Below are 17,852 nucleotides of genomic sequence, written 5' to 3'. Positions count from 1 at the left end.
TTCGAGGCCCACCGCGTCACATCTCAGCCCGCGGCGCACACTCGCCTGTGACTATTGCTCATTACAAGCCACCGTGCGACCGATGGGTTCGAGAATTTCGAACCCGCGAGGCCGGGCGTGGACATCGATCAGGCGGCGGTACGCGACAGCGTGTTGGAGATTAGGATGCGGGCATGAGCAACCTCGAGAAGCACCCGTCGGAGACGTGGGTCGAGTGCGACGCGGAGGAGTTCGGCACACCGGGCGCCCCCGAGATCATCTCCGCGCGCGAGGTTCCGCTCGGCGGCCCCCGGGCCATGACCGTGCACCGCACGTTGCCGAGCAAGCAGCGCACCATGATCGGCGCCTGGTGCTTCGTCGACCACTACGGCCCGAGCGACGTCACGGTGACGGGCGGGATGGTGGTGCCGCCGCATCCGCACACCGGGCTGCAGACCGTGAGCTGGCTCTTCGAGGGCGAGATCGAGCACCGCGACAGCGTGGGCAGCCACGCCTTCGTGCGCCCCGGCGTGCTGAACCTGATGACCGCGGGTCATGGCATCTCGCACTCCGAGTTGTCGACTCCCGCCACCACCACCCTGCACGGTGCCCAACTCTGGGTCGCGCTGCCCGAGGCGAGCCGCGACGTCGACCCCTTCTTCGAGAGCCACACCGCCGTCGCGACCCGCATCGACGACGCCGACATCAACGTGTTCGTGGGCGAGTTCGCCGGCGCATCCGTCGGCGCCACCACCTTCACGGCACTCTCGGCGGCCGAGATCCGCCTGCCGGCCGGCGGCAGCGCCGTGCTCCCGGTTCGCCGCGATCACGAGTACGGCGTGCTCATCGACACCGGGCGGGTGACGGTCGACGGCGTTGCCGCAGAGCGCACCGACCTCGTCTACACCGGCACCGGTCGTGCGACGCTGACGATCGCTGCCGGCCCGGATGCGGCGGCCCGGGTTCTGCTCATCGGCGGCGAACCCCTCGACGAGCAGATCCTGATGTGGTGGAACTTCGTGGGCCGCAGCCACGAGGAGATCGTGGAATATCGCGCTCAATGGCAGCGCGAGTCGGGCGCCGGTGCCGCGGTGGGCGAGACGGATGCGACGCCGCCCGAAACCGACCCCGCGATCCGTCGTTTCGGTGTCACCGACCACCACTTCGAGGGCGAACCCCTGCCCGCCCCGGTGCTGCCCAACGTGCGTCTCCAGCCCCGCCGTCGCTGAGGCTTGGTGAGTAAATATCATTTACTGATAGCATCGGGTCCCATGACCCCGAGCATTCCGATCCCCTCACCATGGATGACCATGTCCATGACCTATCGAGTCAGCGCCGCATTGCGGGCGGCGCTGTCGTGGTTCTTCCTAGCCGCCCTGGCGGCCGTATTCGCCATCGTCGCACCATCCTTCCTGGGAACGGGATTTTCATACGTGACATTCGCACCGCTGGTCGCGTGCGCAGTATCCGTGCTGGCGCTCGGTACCGCGACGATGACCTTTGTCTCCGCTGGGAGAATCCGATACCAGCTCGGGGAAGACGAGATCCAGTACGAAGCGGGGATTCTCAGTCGAACGGCGGTCTCCTTGCCCTATGACCGCATCCAGACGGTGTCGATAACCAGCGGTCTGGTCGACCGTCTGCTCGGCATCAACCATGTCGTCTGCCAGTCCGCAGCAGACCAGAGCAATATCACGCTGCCAGGGCTCCGCACCGACCAGGCAGAGGCGACACGTCAAGCCGTTGCAGAACGGTCGCGGCTGAGCCGGCGCGGAGGCAACCGCGACCTCTGACCCGCGGGCTACTGGATCGCCGAGGTCAACCGCGCGAGGTTGTCGAGGATGGTCGAGCGCAGCGGCTGCTTGTGCCACTCGTCAAGGGTCAGCTCGCGACTCAGCGCGCGGTACCCGTCTTCCACGGCCCGCATCTCGGAGACGAAACGGCGCCCGCGCACCATCAGCGACACCTCCATGTTGAGGCTGAACGACCGCATGTCCATGTTCGACGACCCGATCACAGCGACCTCGTCGTCGATCGTGAAGTGCTTCGAATGCAGGATGTAGGGCGCCTGATACATGTAGATGCGAACGCCCGCCCGCAGCAGCAGCTCGTAGTAGGAGCGCTGGGCGTGGTAGACGAGCGCCTGGTCGCCGATCTCCGAGACGAACAACTGCACCTCCACCCCGCGCTGGGTGGCCGTGGTGATCGCGTACATCATCGCGTCGTCGGGCACGAAGTACGGGCTCGTGATGATGATGCGCTCCTGCGCGCTGTAGAGCAGCGCCAGGAACAGTCGCAGGTTGTTCTCGCCCTCGAACCCGGGGCCGGAGGGCACCACTTGCATGTCGAGCGCATCCTGCTGGTCGTCGATGATGTCTTCGGTGATCGCCCGGGTCTCGCGCAGCAGGAGCTCGTTGCTCTCGCTGTACCAGTCGGTGATGAAGATCGCGTTGATTCCCGTCACGATCGGGCCTTCGAGACGGGTCATCAAGTCCTGCCATTTGAGGCCGCGCTTGATGTTGCTCTTCTTGTTGTAGCTGCGGTCGACGATGTTCTGCGACCCCATGTAGGCCACGTCACCGTCGACCACGAGGATCTTGCGGTGGTTGCGGAGGTCGGGCCGCTGCCACTTTCCCTTCAGCGGCTGCACGGGCAGCATGAAGTGCCACTTGATGCCCATCGCGTTGAGCATCTTCACGGTCTTGCGATGCCCGGGAGCACGAACGGATGCGATGTGGTCGAGCAGCACGCGCACCATCACGCCGCGCTTCACCGCGGCTTCGAGGGCCTCGAAGAAGGGCTTCGTCGTCGTGTCGTACGACAGGATGTAGAACTCGGCATGCACGTAGCGCTGAGCGTGCTCGATGTCGGCGGTCATCTGGCGGATGGCGTCGTCGTAGTCACCGACGAGTCGGGCGTCGTTGCCACCCACGAGCGGCATCGCCCCGAGGGTGCGGTTGAGCTCGACGACGTTCTTGAACCACGGCGGCCAGGGGTCGGCGTCACTGACCTGCTCGATGCCCTCGGTGGTCTCGATGATGAACTCGTTGATGGCGTACTGCTTGTCGCGCCGCGACTTGGGGAGCTTGTAGCTGCCGATCAGCAGGAAGAGCAGGAAGCCCACGTAGGGCAGCACGAAGATGGCCATGAGCCACGCGATACCGGTGGACGGCCGACGGTTGCGCGGCACCACGATCACCGAGATGACACGGATCGTCAGGTCGATCAGCAACAGCGCCAGCGCGACGAAGACCGCGACATCAGCACCGGACAATGCGGCCTCCTCGTAGCTGCGAACCCCTAGCGATACCGTATCGGTTGCGCGGTGAGATCCGCGTCGACGGAACTCCGGAGCCGAGCTATTCGGCGGTGACCTTCTCCAGCGGCAGGCCGAGCTTGGCGCGCTCTTCGGCCTCGATCTTGGCGAGGGCTTTGCGCTCCGACTTGTCGGAGCGGATGAGGGCGCGCATGATGAACCAGAACACGAGCCCGATCAGAACGGTCGGGGCCAGTGCGAACACGGCGGGCCAGAAATCATCCATCGGGCTAAGGATACCCGTTCAGTTGGTGAGGATGCCGATGATGCCGCTGCCGATCAGGTACAGACCGACGCCGCCCACGATGACCCAGATCACGATGCGCGCGGTCGAGGGCTTCCGCGGGTCTTTCTCCGGGTCGCCCTCCGCGCCCTCTTCGCCCTTCTTGCCGGGGCCGTCGGGGAACTCGTCTTTCTTGCCGAAGCCGAACATGCTCATCTGGGGGTCCTCATCCGTGCATCGTCATTTCACCAGCGGGAACAGGATGGTCTCGCGGATGCCCAGGCCGGTGAGGGCCATCAGCAACCGGTCGATCCCCATCCCCATGCCGCCCGACGGGGGCATTCCGAATTCGAGGGCGCGCAGGAAGTCTTCGTCGAGCCGCATCGCCTCGTCGTCGCCGGCCGCGGCCTGCTTGGCCTGCTCGACGAAGCGCTCGCGCTGGATGACGGGGTCGACCAGTTCGGAGTATCCGGTGGCGAGTTCGAAGCCACGGATGTACAGATCCCACTTCTCGACGACGCCCGCGATCGAGCGGTGCGCCCGGGTGAGCGGGCTCGTCTCCACCGGGAAGTCGAGCACGAAGGTGGGGCGCACGAGCGAGCCCTTCACGAAGTGCTCCCAGAGCTCTTCGACGAGCTTGCCGTGGTTCGGCAGATGCACCGAGACCCCCTCGCGGTCGGCGAGAGCCTGCAGTTCCTCCACGCTCGTCGACGGCGTGATCAGAACACCGGAGGCGTCGGAGAGCGACCCGTACATGCTGATGCGGTCCCACTCCCCACCGAGGTCGTATTCGGTGCCGTCGGCCCAGGTCACCACGTGCGATCCGGCCACGGCGAGCGCGGCGTTCTGGATGAGCGACTGGGTGAGCTCGGCGATCGAGGTGTAGTCGCCGTAAGCCTCATAGGCTTCGAGCATCGCGAACTCGGGGCTGTGGGTGGAGTCGGCACCCTCGTTGCGGAAGTTGCGGTTGATCTCGAACACCCGGTCGATGCCGCCGACCACGGCGCGCTTGAGGAAGAGCTCGGGGGCGATGCGCAAGTAGAGCTCGGTGTCGAAGGCGTTGGAGTGGGTGACGAAGGGGCGCGCTGCGGCGCCGCCGTGCATCGTCTGCAGCATGGGGGTCTCCACCTCGAGGAACTCGCGCTCGGTGAAGGTGCGCCGCAGTGACGCCATGGCCTCCGCTCGGGTGCGCACCATCTGGCGGGCCTGATCGCGCACGATGAGATCGAGATAGCGGCTGCGCATCCGGGTCTCCTCCGAGAGCTCGGAGTACACGTTCGGCAGCGGCAGGATGGCCTTCGACGAGATCTTCCACTCGGTGGCCATGACGCTCAACTCGCCCCGGCGCGAAGAGATGACCTCGCCCGAGAGGAACAGGTGATCGCCGAGGTCGACGAATTCCTTGAACGCCGCGAGGGACTCCTCACCGACGGCGGCGAGCGAGATCATGCCCTGGATGCGTGTGCCGTCGCCGGACTGCAGCGTCACGAAGCAGAGCTTGCCGGTGTTGCGTAGGAACACCACGCGCCCGGCGATGCCGACGGTCTCGCCCGAAACGGCGTCGGCTTCGAGCCAGCCCCACTTCGCGCGCACCGCGGGGATGGTGGTGGTGACCGGCACGCTCACCGGGTAGGCCTCGACGCCCGACTCGTTGAGCTTGTCGCGCTTGGCCAGGCGCACGGCCTTCTGCTCGGAGACCTCTTCCTCGGTCATCTGAGCGTCGGGTTCGGACGAGCGTGGCGCCTGTGCGTCGGTCATGCGAGAAGGGTCTCCTTGAGGTCGCCCTCAGTTTACCGGCTCGGCCCGGCCGCCCTCCGCGTCGCGTGACGCGGCGAACCAAGTCGCGATCTCGGCGCGCCTAGTGGCGCCGAGCTTCGCGAGGATGTGCTCGACGTGCACCGAGGCGGTCTTGGGTGAGATGGACAAGGCGGTGCCGATCTCGCGATTCGTCGACCCGGTCGCCACCAGCCGCGCCACTTCGAACTCCCGCGCCGTGAGCGGGCCGGCCGAGGTCTCGTCGCCCGCGCGTTCGGCGTGCTGCACCCGCCTCAGCAGGAGGCTCGCCCCTGCCTCGTCGGCTCGGCGTCGCGCTTCGGCGAGAAAGGCAGCACTCTGTGCCGGCCGCCGCGACCGCGAGGCGCAGCGGGCCTGGTCGACGAGCACCTGCGTTCCCTCCCAGAACCGGTCGTGGGCATCCCACTCGGCGGATGCCCGCGCGAGACTCGAGCGCGCGGCATCCGTTCGCCCCTCACTCAGCTGAACCAGCGCTTCCGCGTGTTCCAGCGCGGGCAGGGTTCCAGGAATTCCGCGACGCTCGATCAGAACGCGGCTCCGCTCGAGCCAGTCGCGCGCCCCGCTCGATCCCGAGCCTGCCGCGCTGAGCCGGGCGCGCACGCCCGTGATGACGAAGGGGAACAGGTAAGCGGCGTCGTCGACCAGGGCCGACGACTCGTACGCCCGCTCCGAGAGCGCGAGCGCGGTCGCGGCGTCTGCCCGGGACAGCGCCAGCTCGGTCAGGCCCCAGAGCGCCGGCGAGAGGCGCTGCAGTTCGCCCATCCGCTCACCGATCTCCAGGGCCTCGGTGAGCAGAAGCTCGGCTTCGTCGGGCTCGTCGCGGCCGAGGGCGAGGTAGCCCAGCACGGTGAGGGCCGTGCTCCTCGTGGTGATGCCACCACCTTCGGCGAGTGCCCGGCGCGCCAGGGCTTCTGCCTCGTTCCACCGCCCCTGCGCGCAACGCACGTGGGCGAGGTGGGCCGTGAGGTAGTGGTGGTCGTTCCAGTTCTCGGTGGTCGCGGCATAGCGGATGCCGTCGGTGAGCATCCGCTCGGCCAGTTCGTATTCGGCGAGCACCGACGCTGAGCTGCCTGCCATTCGATAGGCACGGGCGGTCTGGGCCTCGAACCCGGCCGCGGCTCCGTCGGCCACCGCCCGCTCGAGCAGCGCCCAGCCCTCGTCTCCTCGGCCCGCGAACACCAGGATCGCGCCGAGCGTGCTGTCGATGTCGATGCACAGCGGGTCGTCGCAGGCGGTGCGGGCCAGGGATTGCGCCTCTTCGCCGAAGGCGAGCCCGGTGTCCAGCCGACGATCGAGCATGTGGGCTGCCGCGAGCGCGCCGAGCAGCTCGGCCCGCAAGGCGAGCGGGCCGCCGTCGGGCAGCGAATCGAGGTCGTCGAGCGCCGCCTGCACCACCGCGCAGCGCGCTTCGCGGGTGTCGCCGAGCAGGTGACGGGTGGCGATCAGGTGCGGCACCAGCCGCGCCGCCGAGACCCGGTCGCCCTGCTCGCGGTATAGCTCGACGGCGATACGGAAGTGCTGCGCGGCCGCCTCGATGTCGTCGACCGCGGCGAGCTCGCGCGCGAACTCCGCGTGGATGACGGCCTCGCCCGCCTCCGGCTCATCGACCCCGTCATCGAGTCGCCAAGAATTGTCGGAATCACGCGGCTCATTCCGACTGTTTTTGGCGACTCGATGGTCTTCGGCACTCGGTGCTGTGCGAAGGGCACGCGCGTAGAGCTTCGCCGACTCCCGGTGGGCCGACACCCGGGCCGCCAGTCGGGCGGCCTGCAGGGCGAACGGATGCGCCAGCTCGGGCAGTCGGGCGAGCTCGTACTGTTCGGAGATGTAGGCGTCGCGCGCGTGCCGCACGATCGCGGCCTTCGCCACCTCCTCATGCAGCGACCGCCGGCGGATGGGCGGCAGGTCGTCGTGCACCACATCGCGCACGAGGGCGTGCCGGAACTCGAAGCCCGCCTCGGTCTCGACGATGAAGTGCCGGTCGAGCAGGGCCTTCATCGCGCGATCGACGACCTGATCGTCGTCGTCGACCAGGTCGGTGAGCAGCACGAGATCGAAGCGGCACCCCACGATGGCGGCCGCCGAGAGCACGTCGTGCGTCGACGGGTCGAGCGCATCGGCGCGGGCTCGCACGGCGTCGGCGAGGGTGTCGGGAACCCGGTCACCGACACCGGCCACCAGCAGCTCTTCGATGTAGAGCGGGATGCCGTCGCTCCGGCTGTGCAGCAGCGCCACGAGCTCCGACGAGGGCACCGTGCCGGTGAGGGCGGCCACGAACTCCCCCGTTCCCACGGGATCGAACCGGGGGATGCGCACCTCCTCAGCCAGGCGCTGGGCCAGCAGTCGCCCGCGCCACTCGGCGAGCGGGCTGCCCGCGTACACCTCGTCGGTGCGGTAGGTGGCAATCACCAGCCCCGGCGTGGTGAGTAGTGCCGGAGCCAGGCGCGCGAGCACGTCGAGACTGATCTCGTCGGCCCAGTGCAGGTCTTCGAAACGCAGCACGGTGGGCGCCTCGCGCAGCACCTCGAGCACGACCTCGGTGAGATCACGCAGCAGTACTCGGCGGGCGAGCGCGTCGCTGTCGTCGCGGGAGCCCAGCAGCAAGGCGTTCAACCGGTCGGCGTGCGCCCGATCGCCGTGCCGCGCCAGGTCGTCGGCCAGATCGAGCAGGATCGACCCGCCCACCTGGGCATCCTTCGGCCAGATCGAGGCCCCGAAGAAGCGCCCCGAAGAACCGACCCGCTCCGCGAACTCGCGCACCAGGCGACTCTTGCCGATTCCCGCTTCGCCGGCGAAGAGCAGGAGCCGACCGTCGCCCTGCAGGGCGCTCTGCCAGCGTTCGAGGGCGAGGTCGACGAGATCGTCGCGGCCGACGAGTGACCCGTGCCCCACGGCGACGCCGCGGTCAGCCCACGCGGTGTCGACGCCGATCACGCCCCCATTGTAATTCCGGGGGCGTGCGAGGTCACGGGGTGTGGCCATCCTCGCGACTCGCCGAAATCCGCCGTCCCGGCGTGAAAACAGGGCGGATTTTGGCGAGTCGCGAGGAGAGGGAGGCGGGTGGGAAGGGGGGGATCAGCCCAGGTAAAGGGGGGTGTTGTCGATCAGGCGGGTGTCGCCGACCCGGGCCGCCACGATCGCTCGGGCCGGACCGCGGTAGTCGTCGTCGACCGGCAGGAAGGTCTCCGGATGCACGACCGCCAAGTAGTCGACGGAGACCAGCGCCTCGCCCATCGCCGCCGATTGCGCGGCCGCGAGCACGGCGTCGATCCCCCGGTCGGCGGCCGACTCGGCGGCCTCGAGCATGTGCGGCAGCGTGAGCGCCGCACGACGCTCACGCGCGTCGAGGAAGCGGTTACGGCTGGAGAGCGCGAGCTCGTCGGAATCGCGAACGGTCTCGACGACCTCGACCGAGACCGGCATGTTCAGGTCGGCGATCATCTGCGACACCAGGAAGACCTGCTGCGCATCCTTCTGCCCGAACAGGATGCGCTGCGGCCCGACCGCGTTGATCAGCTTCGCCACCACGGTGAGCACGCCATCGAAATGGCCCGGGCGACTGCGGCCCTCGAAGAGCGTGCCGACCCGGCCGGCGGTGACCCGCGTCTGGGAGTCGCCGTGCGGATACAACTCATCGACGAGGGGCGCGAACACGATGTCGACACCGTGACCGGCGAGGGTTCGCAGGTCGCCCTCGAGATCGCGAGGGTAGCGCTCGAGATCGGCTGGATCATTGAACTGCAGCGGATTGACGAAGATCGACACCACGACGATGTCGGCGATCTCGGCCGCGCGGTCGACGAGCGCGAGATGCCCGGCGTGCAGCGCACCCAGGGTGGGCACCAGCGCGACCCGCGCGCGACCGGCGGCCGGCACGGCAACTCCCGTCGCCCTCTTGCGCGTCGCCGCGTCATCGATCTCGCGGCGGACATCCGCCACCGTCATCGTGACGATGGGAGTGTCGGCGGCGAGGGCATCCGTAACGGCTTCGGCCACCGGAACTCCTTCAGCTGCGCACGTGCTCGCGGTCGCCGTGGAGCGCGACCGCCAGATCGATGCTACTCGGGAACCGTGCCCCCCGTGCGCGCCAGCGCGTTCTCCACCGAGGAGCGCACGAGCGGCGCGAGCACCCGGCCGGGGAGTTCGATGCCGATGCCGGTGAGGATGCCGGCCGCCTGATCGACGATCGCGGTCGAGAACGTGGTGGCCGTCTCGATCGCCTCGGCATAGGCCGCGCGATCGGCCTCGGCCACCACCACCGGCTCTCCGCCCATCTCCACGACGAGCGCCTGGGCGATCGGCAGCACGGGTGTGGGAGCGGTGACCGCGAAGTAGGCGCCCGCGAGGCGGGCCAGGTCGACGCTCGTTCCGGTGAACGCCATCGCCGGATGCACGGCGAGCGGGATGACGCCGGCCGGGCGAGCCGGTGCGAACACGTCGGCGCCGAACTCCGGCGCCGTGTGCAGCACGAGCTGACCCATCTGCCAGGTGCCGGTCTCGGCGAGACCCGCGATCAGCGAGCCGAGCTCCGACGACGGCACGGCCAGAACCACGAGTTCACTGCGCTCGACCAGGTCGGGAATGGTGAGGATGGGCACCCCCGGCAGCATCGCATCGGCACGCTCCCGACTCTCGTCGGAGATGGCGGCTATGCCCACGATCGCGTGACCCGCGCCGGCGAGGGCGGCGCCGAGAACCGGTCCGACCCGCCCGGCACCGATGATTCCGACGCCGAGACGCCCGGTTCGTTCGGCCGGCCTCACGAGGTCTGCCCTTCTGCCCAGCGGGTCGAGTGGTCGTTCGCTCCGGCGTCGACGACCTGAGCCGACCAGCGCCCGAAGGCCGCGGTTCCGCCGGCGCGATCGGCGGCGCCCAGGGTGGCCCGCACAGGTCCTGTGACCGTGTGCACGGTGAGCTCGACCAGGTCGAGAACCCGCTGCACCGGACCCTGCGAGATGCGCAGGCTCTGCACCCGCGCCAGCGGCACGACGGTGAGGTGGCGCCAGACGAACCCCGAGCGCAGCAGAATCGCGTCGTCGGTCTCGGCGTACCCGGTGCGTTTCCAGGAGAACGGGCGCAAGGGCCACGCGCGACGCGGCGCATCCGTGAATCCCGCACCCGATTTGGCCAGCAGACCGGCCAGCACGAGCTGCCGGGTCTGCTCGCCGGCGAGACCCGGCAGCAACAGCCCGAGCACCTTGCTCACGTCGTCGACCGTGCCCACGGGGAGCATGAGAGTGCTGGTCTGCGAGGAGCTCTGACCGGCCGCGCCCGCGCGATTGATGCGGATCATCCACCATTTCACCGGCCGCCACAGCAACGGCTGACTCACCTCGATGGCGTGGATGCGCCCGGGCGGCAGGGTGTCGTTGCTCGTGGAGAGCAGGCCGAAACCGATGCGCACCCCGTCGGCCGTGCCGGCGATGCTGAAACGCAGCGACTTCGTGAACCGGTTGAAGTAGTAGCCCGCGGCGGCCAGCACACCCGGGAGGATCAAGAAAAGGAAGAACTCGCGGCGGCCGAGCAGCGACATCACCACGATCAAGACGGCCACCAGCACGAGCACGACGGTGAACCCGCTCAGCACGAGCGACAGAATCAGCCGCAGCGGCGGAATCTTCACCACCGATTCGGGCGGCGCGATGGAGGGGTCGAGTTCGGGAGCGAGCAGTTCGCGCACCCGCTGATTGACCACGCCGGGAACGACGGATGCCGCGGAGGAGCCGGGCGCCACCGCCACGTTCGCGGCATCCGGCCCTGCCGCCGCTTCACGAGCACCCGAGGCCAGCACCAGCACGTCGCGGCGCAGGCGATCGGCCTCCGAGCCGCGCAGGTATGCCAGCTGCACCTTGGCATCCTGGCCGGCGACGCTGATGTCGAGTTTCGCCGCCCCGAACAGCCGTGCGAAGATCGGCCGGCTGATGGCGACACCCTGGATGCGGTCGAGTCGCGCCCGCCGGTGCGTGCGGAACAGGATGCCGCTGCGCACCTCGACCACGTCGTCGCCCACACGGAAGGTGTGCATGCGCCAAGAGGCATAGAACACGACGATGCCCACCACCAGGCCGCCGATGACGATCACGATCGCCCAGCCCAGCTGACCGCGTTCGTAAGCAGTCTGGAACGGGTCGCCCGGGAGATCCGGTGCGCCGAAGATCCAGTCGATCAGTCGTTCACGGAAGTTCGCGAGCACGAAGCCGAGGATCGCGACCAGCACGATGCCGCCTCGCAGGAGCGGGGTGGCGGGGTGGAGACGGTGCCACTCGCCGTCGGTGAGGTCGGTCGGGGCGGTGGGGCCGGTGGATTTCGGCGGCCCGTCGGATGCGGCCGGCTCGAGCGGGGAGCCCGGCACGCGCGGCTCGCTCACAGGCCGACGCGGCGGGATTCGGCCAGGCCCACCAGGTAGTCGCGCAGCGCGTTCGCCTCCTCGTCGACCAGCCCCGGGATCGACACCCCGGTCGACGCGGCCGCCGTCACGAACTTCAGCTCCGCCAGGCCCAGCGCGCGGGCGACGGGCCCGCGGTTGATGTCGATGAGCTGCATGCGACCGTAGGGCACCGAGACGACGCGGTGGAACATGATGCCGCGCTTGAACACCAGGTCGTCGGAGCGCAGCTGGTAGCCGATCGAACGCACCCGCCGGGGCGCCAGCACGAGGGTGACGACACCGATCACGATCGCCACGCCGAGCGCCGGCCAGCCGAACCACGTGCCCAGCACGACGAACACCACGGCGATCGCAGAGAGCACGAGGCCGCTGATGATGCTCGACACGATCTCGACGCCGAGGTACTTCGGGCTGACGCCGTGCCACTCGCCGTCGACCACGAGCCGGCGGGAACCCGATTCGGGAGCGGGCTCGCGCTCGGGCTCAGGCGCGGGCGCGGGCGCGGGTGAAGGTGCGGGGGCGGGCACCTGCTCCGGCGCGTTCAGCGGGGCGATCTGCTCGTCGGGGCTGGACACTGGAGGCTCACTTCGCGTCTGGTTCGTCGGGAGGCAGGGTGCACAGTCGTTCGGCCACGAGCCCTGCCGTGAGGAGCACGGCCCCGGCCAGCGCGGCGGTGATCCCCGGCCACAACGAGCCTACATCGGCCACCACGGGGCGGGTGAGGAGGAAGGCGATCACACCGATCCCGAACCCGGCGATCAGGCTGCCCACGAGGCTCGAGGCCTTGGCGAGCAGCACGATCCGCATCGCCCGGAAAGGATTGATCCGCGCTTGGGAGGTGCCCCGGATGGCGCGGCGGATCGGCACGGCGAGCGCGATCACGATCGCTGCAGCAGCCACCAGCGTGATCGCGAGCGTGTAGGGCGGGATGAGCACCGGCTGCCCCATCGCCACGAGAGCCACCTCGAGCACGAACCCGGTGGCGATGCCGACGACGCCGAAGATGACGATGGTCAGCGGATGCGTGTGCCTCACCGTGACTCCCCCACATAAGGTCGCAGCGTGGTCTGCGGGATGCTCCGCACCAGCTGATCGACGCGCCCCCGGCCGGGCAGTACCGCCGCCGGCTCGATCTCGAGCCACGGCACCAGCACGAAGTCGCGCTCGGCGGCCCGCGGATGGGGCAGCGTGAGCCGCTTCGTGTCGCGCACGACGGAGGCGAAGGTCACGATGTCGACGTCGAGAGTGCGGTCGCCCCAACGCTCCGCCCGCACCCGACCGTGCTCGTGCTCGATGTGGTTGACCACCCCGAGCAGTTCCTCGGGATGCAGGCTCGTGCGGATGAGCGCGACGGCATTGAGGTAGGCGGGCGCGTCGAGATCGACGCCATCCGGTTTCACCGCCGTGGTCTCGTAGAGCCGCGACACCGCGGTGACCTCGACGCCGTCGGTCGCCCGGAGATCGTCGAGGGCACTGAGGATGGTGGCTTCTCGATCGCCGAGGTTGCTGCCGAAGGCCAGCACGGCAGGAAGCCGGATGATCCGTCGCTCGACGCTGTCGATGGGGCGGGGGCTCATGCGATGGGAACCGATCTCGATCTGGTGATGCTGATGCTGACGTCGGCGAAGGGCACGGTGATGGGCGCATCGGGTTTGTGCACCACGACCCGCACCCGCTCCACGGGATCGTTCGCGAGCACGACGCCGGCGATCCGTTCGGCGAGGGTCTCGATGAGGTCGACCGGATCGATCGACGCAGCCTCGGTGATCGCGACCGCCAGCTCGCCGTAGTGCACTGTCTTGGCGAGATCGTCGGAGTCGGCCGCGGGAGCCGTGTCGAGCCAGAGCGTGACGTCGATGACGAAACGCTGGCCCTCGGCACGCTCGAAGTCGAAGACGCCGTGCTGCGCGAACACCTCGAGGCCGGTGAGCGTGAGGGAGTCGAGCTCGTCGTGCTGCTCGCCGCTCATCGTGCTCTCCCTCCATCCCAGGCGTCGGTCACGTTCAGGGCCGCCCGGGTTCCCGACACGTCGTGCACGCGAACCCCCCAGACACCATTGTGCGCCGCCAACGCCGCGATGACGGCGGAGGCGAAGTCGCGCTCCCCCAACTGTGCCCCACCGGGCATCAATTCACTGATGAATCGCTTGCGCGAGGCGCCGATCAGCACCGGAAGACCGAGCTTCTGCAAGCGGTCGAGGTGGCCGAGCACGGTCCAGTTGTGCTCGCCGTTCTTCGCGAAGCCGAGTCCGGGATCGACGATGAGCTTCTCGGGCGACACGCCCTTGACGATCAGTTCGGCCACCCGGTACTCGATCTCGCCCACGACCTCCCCGACGACATCCTTGTAGCGCGCTCGCTCGTTCATCGAGTCGCTGTGGCCGCGCCAGTGCATCACCACGAAACGGGCGCCGGATTCGCGCACCACGTCGTCCATCTCCGGGTCGGAGCGGCCGCCGGAGACGTCGTTCACGATCTCGGCGCCGGCCTCGAGGGCGGCGGCGGCGGTTGCAGCGTTCATCGTGTCGATGCTCACGGTGATGCCCCGCGCGACCAGTTCGCGCACCACGGGGAGCACGCGCCTCTGCTCCTCGGAGATCGCCACCCGCGCGGCGCCCGGGCGCGTGGACTCGCCACCCACGTCGACGATGTCGGCCCCTCGCGCGACCATGCCCACCGCGTGCCGCACGGCGGCGTCGCGATCACGCCACAGGCCCCCGTCGCTGAACGAATCGGGAGTGACGTTGAGGATGCCCAGGATGCGCGTCACCGCTCGTCGCCCCGGGGAGCGGCGATCAGGGCGGTGATCTCGGCGCGAGCGGCGGGTTCGCTGAGGGTGCCGCGTGCGGCGAGGGTGAGGGTGGTGCTGCGGGTCTGCCGGTGCCCGCGGGCGCTCACGCACCCGTGTTTGGCATCCACCACCACCAGCACGCCGCGGGCATCGAGGCCGCGCTGGACGGCGTCGGCGATGTCGTCGGTGAGTCGCTCCTGCAGCTGCGGCCTTGATGACGCGGATTCGACCACCGAGACGATCGAGCCGAGGCCGGCGATGCGGTCACCCGGCACGTAGGCCACGTGCACGATGCCCTCGAAGGGCAAGAAGTGGTGCTCGCACATCGAGCGGAAGGTGATGTCGCGGATCAGCACCGGCTGATCGCCGGCATCCGCTGCCGTGCCCGGCTTCGCGTTCTCCGCCGCGCCGGCCGCCTCCGCAGACGGAGCGGCGAACATCGACCCGAGCGCACCCGCGGGGTCGTCACCCACGCCGCCGAAGAGCTCGGCGTACATCTCGGCCACGCGGCGCGGGGTGTCGCGCAGACCCTCGCGCCCCGGATCCTCGCCGATCGCGGCGAGGATCTCGCTGACCGCGGCCTCGATCCTCTCTCGGTCGACGGAAGCCACGAGGCGCCTACGCGGTGGCGGGGCGGGGCTTGGTTCGCGGAGCGCGCTTCGGCTTCGACTCGGGCTCCGGCTCGGAGCCGACGCCGCCGTCGACAGCCTGCCCGTCGATCGGGGCCTTCTGTGACGGGAACGCCACCGGCGGCAGGGTCGACACCGGGCGCTTCTCGCTCGACAGCCACTGGGGCCGCAACGGCAGCTTTTTGATGCCCTTGAAGATCTCGGCCAGTTCGTCGTGGTCGAGCGTCTCCTTCTCGAGCAGCTCGGCGGCCAACTTGTCGAGGATGTCGCGGTTGTCGTTCAGCACCAACCACGCCTCGTCGTGCGCCGCCTCGATCAGGCCGCGCACCTCAGCGTCGACCTGCTGGGCAAGGCTCTCGGAGTAGTCGCGCTCGTGGCCCATGTTGCGGCCGAGGAACATCTCACCCGAGGCGGCACCGAGTTTCACGGCGCCGAGCGAGGCGCTCATGCCGTATTCGGTCACCATCTTCTTGGCCGTTCCGGTGGCCTTCTCGATGTCGTTCGAGGCGCCGGTGGTGGGGTCATGGAACACGACCTCTTCGGCGACACGGCCGCCCATCGCATAGGCCAGCTGGTCGAGCAGCTCGTTGCGGCTCACCGAGTAGCGGTCTTCGAGGGGCAGCACCATCGTGTAGCCGAGAGCGCGGCCTCGAGGAAGGATCGTGACCTTCGTGACCGGGTCGGTGTAGTTCATCGCCGTGGCGACCAGAGCGTGGCCACCTTCGTGGTAAGCGGTGACCAGCTTCTCCTGGTCGCGCATGATGCGGGTGCGGCGCTGCGGGCCGGCGATGACGCGGTCGATCGCCTCGTCGAGTGCCCGGTTGTCGATCAGCTGCGCGTTGCTGCGCGCGGTGAGCAGCGCGGCCTCGTTCAGCACGTTCGCCAGGTCGGCGCCGGTGAAGCCCGGCGTCTTGCGGGCGACCACTTCGAGGTCGACACCGGCCGCGAGCGGCTTGCCCTTGCCGTGCACCTCGAGGATCTTCTTGCGACCGTTGAGATCCGGCGCGTCGACGCCGATCTGACGGTCGAAGCGGCCCGGGCGCAGCAGAGCGGGGTCGAGGATGTCGGGGCGGTTCGTCGCGGCGATCAGGATGACGTTGGTCTTCACGTCGAAGCCGTCCATCTCCACCAGCAACTGGTTGAGGGTCTGCTCGCGCTCGTCGTGACCGCCGCCCATGCCCGCACCGCGGTGACGGCCGACGGCGTCGATCTCGTCGATGAAGATGATGGCGGGCGAGTTCTCTTTCGCCTGCTGGAACAGGTCGCGCACGCGGCTCGCGCCGACACCCACGAACATCTCCACGAAGTCGGAACCCGAGATGGAGTAGAACGGCACGCCCGCCTCACCCGCGACGGCGCGGGCCAGGAGGGTCTTACCCGTGCCGGGAGGGCCGTACAGCAGCACGCCCTTGGGGATGCGGGCGCCCACGGCGAGGAACTTGGCCGGCTCCTTCAGGAAGTCTTTGATCTCTTCGAGCTCTTCGAGCGCCTCCTCGGCACCCGCGACGTCGTCGAAGGTGACCTTCGGCGACTCCTTGGTGACGAGCTTGGCCTTCGACTTGCCGAACTGCATGACGCGGTTGCCGCCACCCTGCATACCCGACAGCATGAACCAGAAGAACGCGCCGATCAGGATGATCGGGAGCAGCAGTCCGAGCGCCGAGAGGAACCAGTTGGTCTGCGGAACCTGGTCGTTGAAGCCGTCGGAAGGATTCGCATCCGTCACCGCCGTCACGACCTCGGGCCCACGAGGGGCCACGTAGTAGAACTGCACCTTCGAGCCGTACTTGTCGTCGGCCGTCGTGAGCGTCAGGTCGACCCGCTGCTCACCATCGATGATGGTGGCCTCGGAGACCTTGCCGCTCGACAGGAAGCCGAGGCCCTGCTGCGTGGTGACCTGCTGGTAGCCGCCTCCGGTGAGGAGGCTGAAGCCGATCCACAGCGCGATCGCACCCAGGAGGATGTACGGAATGGGAGATCGGAAGATGCGTTTCGCGTTCATGTCTCTTCATCGCTTCGGTGCCGAAGGGGTCGGCACGGGTGCTTAAGTCGTGGTGCTAGGGTACCCGCCGGGGACTGAGCGCCGCCTCCATGTTCCCCGTGGGCGTAACGAGCATTTGCCCTGATCTCGCCCGGGCGGCCGAACCCCCGGTTCTAGGCGTAGACGTGCGGCGCGAGCACGCCGATCGACTTGAGGTTGCGGTAGCGCTCGGCGTAGTCGAGGCCGTAGCCCACGACGAAGGCGTTCGGGATGTCGACGCCCACGTATCGCACGTCGAGTTCGACCTTCACCGCGTCGGGTTTGCGCAGCAGCGCGCAGATCTCCACCGATTCGGCGCCGCGCGTGCGGAGGTTGGCGAGCAGCCACGACAGAGTGAGTCCCGAGTCGATGATGTCCTCCACGATGAGCACCTTCCGCCCCGTGATGTCGGTGTCGAGGTCTTTCAGGATGCGCACCACACCGCTGGACTGCGTGCCCGAACCGTAGGAGCTCACCGCCATCCAATCCATCGTGAGGTGGATGTGCAGCGCCCGGGCGAGGTCGGCCATCACCATCACCGCACCCCGGAGCACGCCGACGATCAGCAGGTCGTCGTCGTCGCTGTAGTCGGCCTCGATCCGGCGGGCGAGTTCGGAGATGGTGTCCGCGATCTGCTCCTCGCTGAGCAGCACCTCGGTGATGTCGGACTCGATGTCCTTGATGTCCATGCGACCTTTTCCCTCCGCGCCCTT

18 protein-coding genes are annotated in these 17,852 nt (G+C 68.6%); 2 read left to right on the top strand and 16 right to left on the bottom strand.

Going from position 1 to position 17,852, the window contains the following annotated elements; genetic code table 11:
* Positions 1-173: 173 nt before the first annotated feature.
* On the top strand, positions 174-1,208 hold the full coding sequence (locus N1027_RS08075) for a pirin family protein (RefSeq protein WP_259506814.1): 1,035 nt from the start codon (positions 174-176) through the stop codon (positions 1,206-1,208).
* Between the two features lie 42 nt (positions 1,209-1,250).
* Entirely contained in the window at positions 1,251-1,772 is a 522-nt protein-coding gene (locus N1027_RS08070; protein ID WP_259506812.1) for a PH domain-containing protein, read from the top strand.
* An 8-nt stretch (positions 1,773-1,780) separates the two neighbouring features.
* Here N1027_RS08070 and cls read toward each other — a convergent pair whose 3' ends face one another.
* The 16 genes from cls to hpt form a co-directional block, all read right to left on the bottom strand.
* Positions 1,781-3,253, bottom strand: coding sequence for a cardiolipin synthase (gene cls / locus N1027_RS08065; protein WP_259506809.1), 1,473 nt, complete (start codon positions 3,251-3,253; stop codon positions 1,781-1,783).
* An 85-nt stretch (positions 3,254-3,338) separates the two neighbouring features.
* Complete coding sequence (locus tag N1027_RS08060; RefSeq protein ID WP_259506807.1) at positions 3,339-3,521, bottom strand: hypothetical protein; 183 nt, start codon at positions 3,519-3,521, stop codon at positions 3,339-3,341.
* Positions 3,522-3,539: 18 nt separating this feature from the next.
* The gene (locus N1027_RS08055) at positions 3,540-3,734 is read right to left on the bottom strand and encodes a hypothetical protein (protein ID WP_259506806.1); all 195 of its coding nucleotides are present in this window, start codon (positions 3,732-3,734) and stop codon (positions 3,540-3,542) included.
* A 24-nt stretch (positions 3,735-3,758) separates the two neighbouring features.
* Positions 3,759-5,276 carry a lysine--tRNA ligase gene (gene lysS / locus N1027_RS08050; RefSeq protein WP_259506804.1) on the bottom strand — a complete coding sequence of 506 codons (1,518 nt, stop codon included), beginning with the start codon at positions 5,274-5,276 and terminating at the stop codon, positions 3,759-3,761.
* A 27-nt stretch (positions 5,277-5,303) separates the two neighbouring features.
* Positions 5,304-8,246 carry a helix-turn-helix transcriptional regulator gene (locus N1027_RS08045; RefSeq protein ID WP_259506802.1) on the bottom strand — a complete coding sequence of 981 codons (2,943 nt, stop codon included), beginning with the start codon at positions 8,244-8,246 and terminating at the stop codon, positions 5,304-5,306.
* A 141-nt stretch (positions 8,247-8,387) separates the two neighbouring features.
* Positions 8,388-9,257, bottom strand: a complete 870-nt coding sequence (gene panC / locus N1027_RS08040) for a pantoate--beta-alanine ligase (protein WP_284438952.1) — start codon at positions 9,255-9,257, stop codon at positions 8,388-8,390.
* Between the two features lie 113 nt (positions 9,258-9,370).
* On the bottom strand, positions 9,371-10,075 hold the full coding sequence (locus N1027_RS08035; RefSeq protein WP_259506799.1) for a Rossmann-like and DUF2520 domain-containing protein: 705 nt from the start codon (positions 10,073-10,075) through the stop codon (positions 9,371-9,373).
* Positions 10,072-11,679, bottom strand: coding sequence for a PH domain-containing protein (locus N1027_RS08030; RefSeq protein ID WP_259506798.1), 1,608 nt, complete (start codon positions 11,677-11,679; stop codon positions 10,072-10,074). The genes N1027_RS08035 and N1027_RS08030 overlap by 4 nt, the downstream gene beginning before the upstream one ends.
* Positions 11,676-12,275 (bottom strand): PH domain-containing protein, encoded by a 600-nt coding sequence (locus N1027_RS08025; RefSeq protein ID WP_308199786.1) that lies wholly within the window; start codon positions 12,273-12,275, stop codon positions 11,676-11,678. Before N1027_RS08025 ends, N1027_RS08030 begins: the two co-directional genes overlap by 4 nt.
* Positions 12,276-12,282: 7 nt before the next feature.
* On the bottom strand, positions 12,283-12,735 hold the full coding sequence (locus N1027_RS08020; protein WP_259506794.1) for a DUF3180 domain-containing protein: 453 nt from the start codon (positions 12,733-12,735) through the stop codon (positions 12,283-12,285).
* The gene (folK, locus tag N1027_RS08015) at positions 12,732-13,277 is read right to left on the bottom strand and encodes a 2-amino-4-hydroxy-6-hydroxymethyldihydropteridine diphosphokinase (RefSeq protein ID WP_259506792.1); all 546 of its coding nucleotides are present in this window, start codon (positions 13,275-13,277) and stop codon (positions 12,732-12,734) included. Before folK ends, N1027_RS08020 begins: the two co-directional genes overlap by 4 nt.
* The gene (folB, locus tag N1027_RS08010; RefSeq protein ID WP_259506791.1) at positions 13,274-13,669 is read right to left on the bottom strand and encodes a dihydroneopterin aldolase; all 396 of its coding nucleotides are present in this window, start codon (positions 13,667-13,669) and stop codon (positions 13,274-13,276) included. The genes folK and folB overlap by 4 nt, the downstream gene beginning before the upstream one ends.
* Entirely contained in the window at positions 13,666-14,469 is an 804-nt protein-coding gene (gene folP, locus N1027_RS08005; protein ID WP_259506790.1) for a dihydropteroate synthase, read from the bottom strand. Before folP ends, folB begins: the two co-directional genes overlap by 4 nt.
* Positions 14,466-15,101 carry a GTP cyclohydrolase I gene (folE, locus tag N1027_RS08000; protein WP_259506788.1) on the bottom strand — a complete coding sequence of 212 codons (636 nt, stop codon included), beginning with the start codon at positions 15,099-15,101 and terminating at the stop codon, positions 14,466-14,468. Before folE ends, folP begins: the two co-directional genes overlap by 4 nt.
* A gap of 7 nt (positions 15,102-15,108) precedes the next feature.
* Positions 15,109-17,121 carry an ATP-dependent zinc metalloprotease FtsH gene (gene ftsH, locus N1027_RS07995; RefSeq protein ID WP_259506786.1) on the bottom strand — a complete coding sequence of 671 codons (2,013 nt, stop codon included), beginning with the start codon at positions 17,119-17,121 and terminating at the stop codon, positions 15,109-15,111.
* A 152-nt stretch (positions 17,122-17,273) separates the two neighbouring features.
* Positions 17,274-17,828, bottom strand: a complete 555-nt coding sequence (hpt, locus tag N1027_RS07990; RefSeq protein ID WP_259506784.1) for a hypoxanthine phosphoribosyltransferase — start codon at positions 17,826-17,828, stop codon at positions 17,274-17,276.
* Positions 17,829-17,852: the final 24 nt, after the last annotated feature.

It is taken from the genome of Herbiconiux aconitum, from assembly GCF_024979235.1.
Taxonomy (GTDB): Bacteria; Actinomycetota; Actinomycetes; order Actinomycetales; family Microbacteriaceae; genus Herbiconiux; species Herbiconiux aconitum.
This window is presented reverse-complemented; position numbering and strand designations above follow the sequence as displayed.

Excerpts from the sequence above, each read along its gene's own strand:
- N1027_RS08075 (WP_259506814.1), top strand. The coding sequence starts at position 174 with ATGAGCAACCTCGAGAAGCACCCGTCGGAGACGTGGGTCGAGTGCGAC.
- N1027_RS08070 (WP_259506812.1), top strand. The coding sequence starts at position 1,251 with ATGACCCCGAGCATTCCGATCCCCTCACCATGGATGACCATGTCCATG.
- N1027_RS08060 (WP_259506807.1), bottom strand. The coding sequence starts at position 3,521 with ATGGATGATTTCTGGCCCGCCGTGTTCGCACTGGCCCCGACCGTTCTG.
- N1027_RS08055 (WP_259506806.1), bottom strand. The coding sequence starts at position 3,734 with ATGAGCATGTTCGGCTTCGGCAAGAAAGACGAGTTCCCCGACGGCCCC.
- lysS (WP_259506804.1), bottom strand. The coding sequence starts at position 5,276 with ATGACCGACGCACAGGCGCCACGCTCGTCCGAACCCGACGCTCAGATG.
- panC (WP_284438952.1), bottom strand. The coding sequence starts at position 9,257 with ATGACGGTGGCGGATGTCCGCCGCGAGATCGATGACGCGGCGACGCGC.
- folK (WP_259506792.1), bottom strand. The coding sequence starts at position 13,277 with ATGAGCCCCCGCCCCATCGACAGCGTCGAGCGACGGATCATCCGGCTT.
- folB (WP_259506791.1), bottom strand. The coding sequence starts at position 13,669 with ATGAGCGGCGAGCAGCACGACGAGCTCGACTCCCTCACGCTCACCGGC.
- ftsH (WP_259506786.1), bottom strand. The coding sequence starts at position 17,121 with ATGAACGCGAAACGCATCTTCCGATCTCCCATTCCGTACATCCTCCTG.
- hpt (WP_259506784.1), bottom strand. The coding sequence starts at position 17,828 with ATGGACATCAAGGACATCGAGTCCGACATCACCGAGGTGCTGCTCAGC.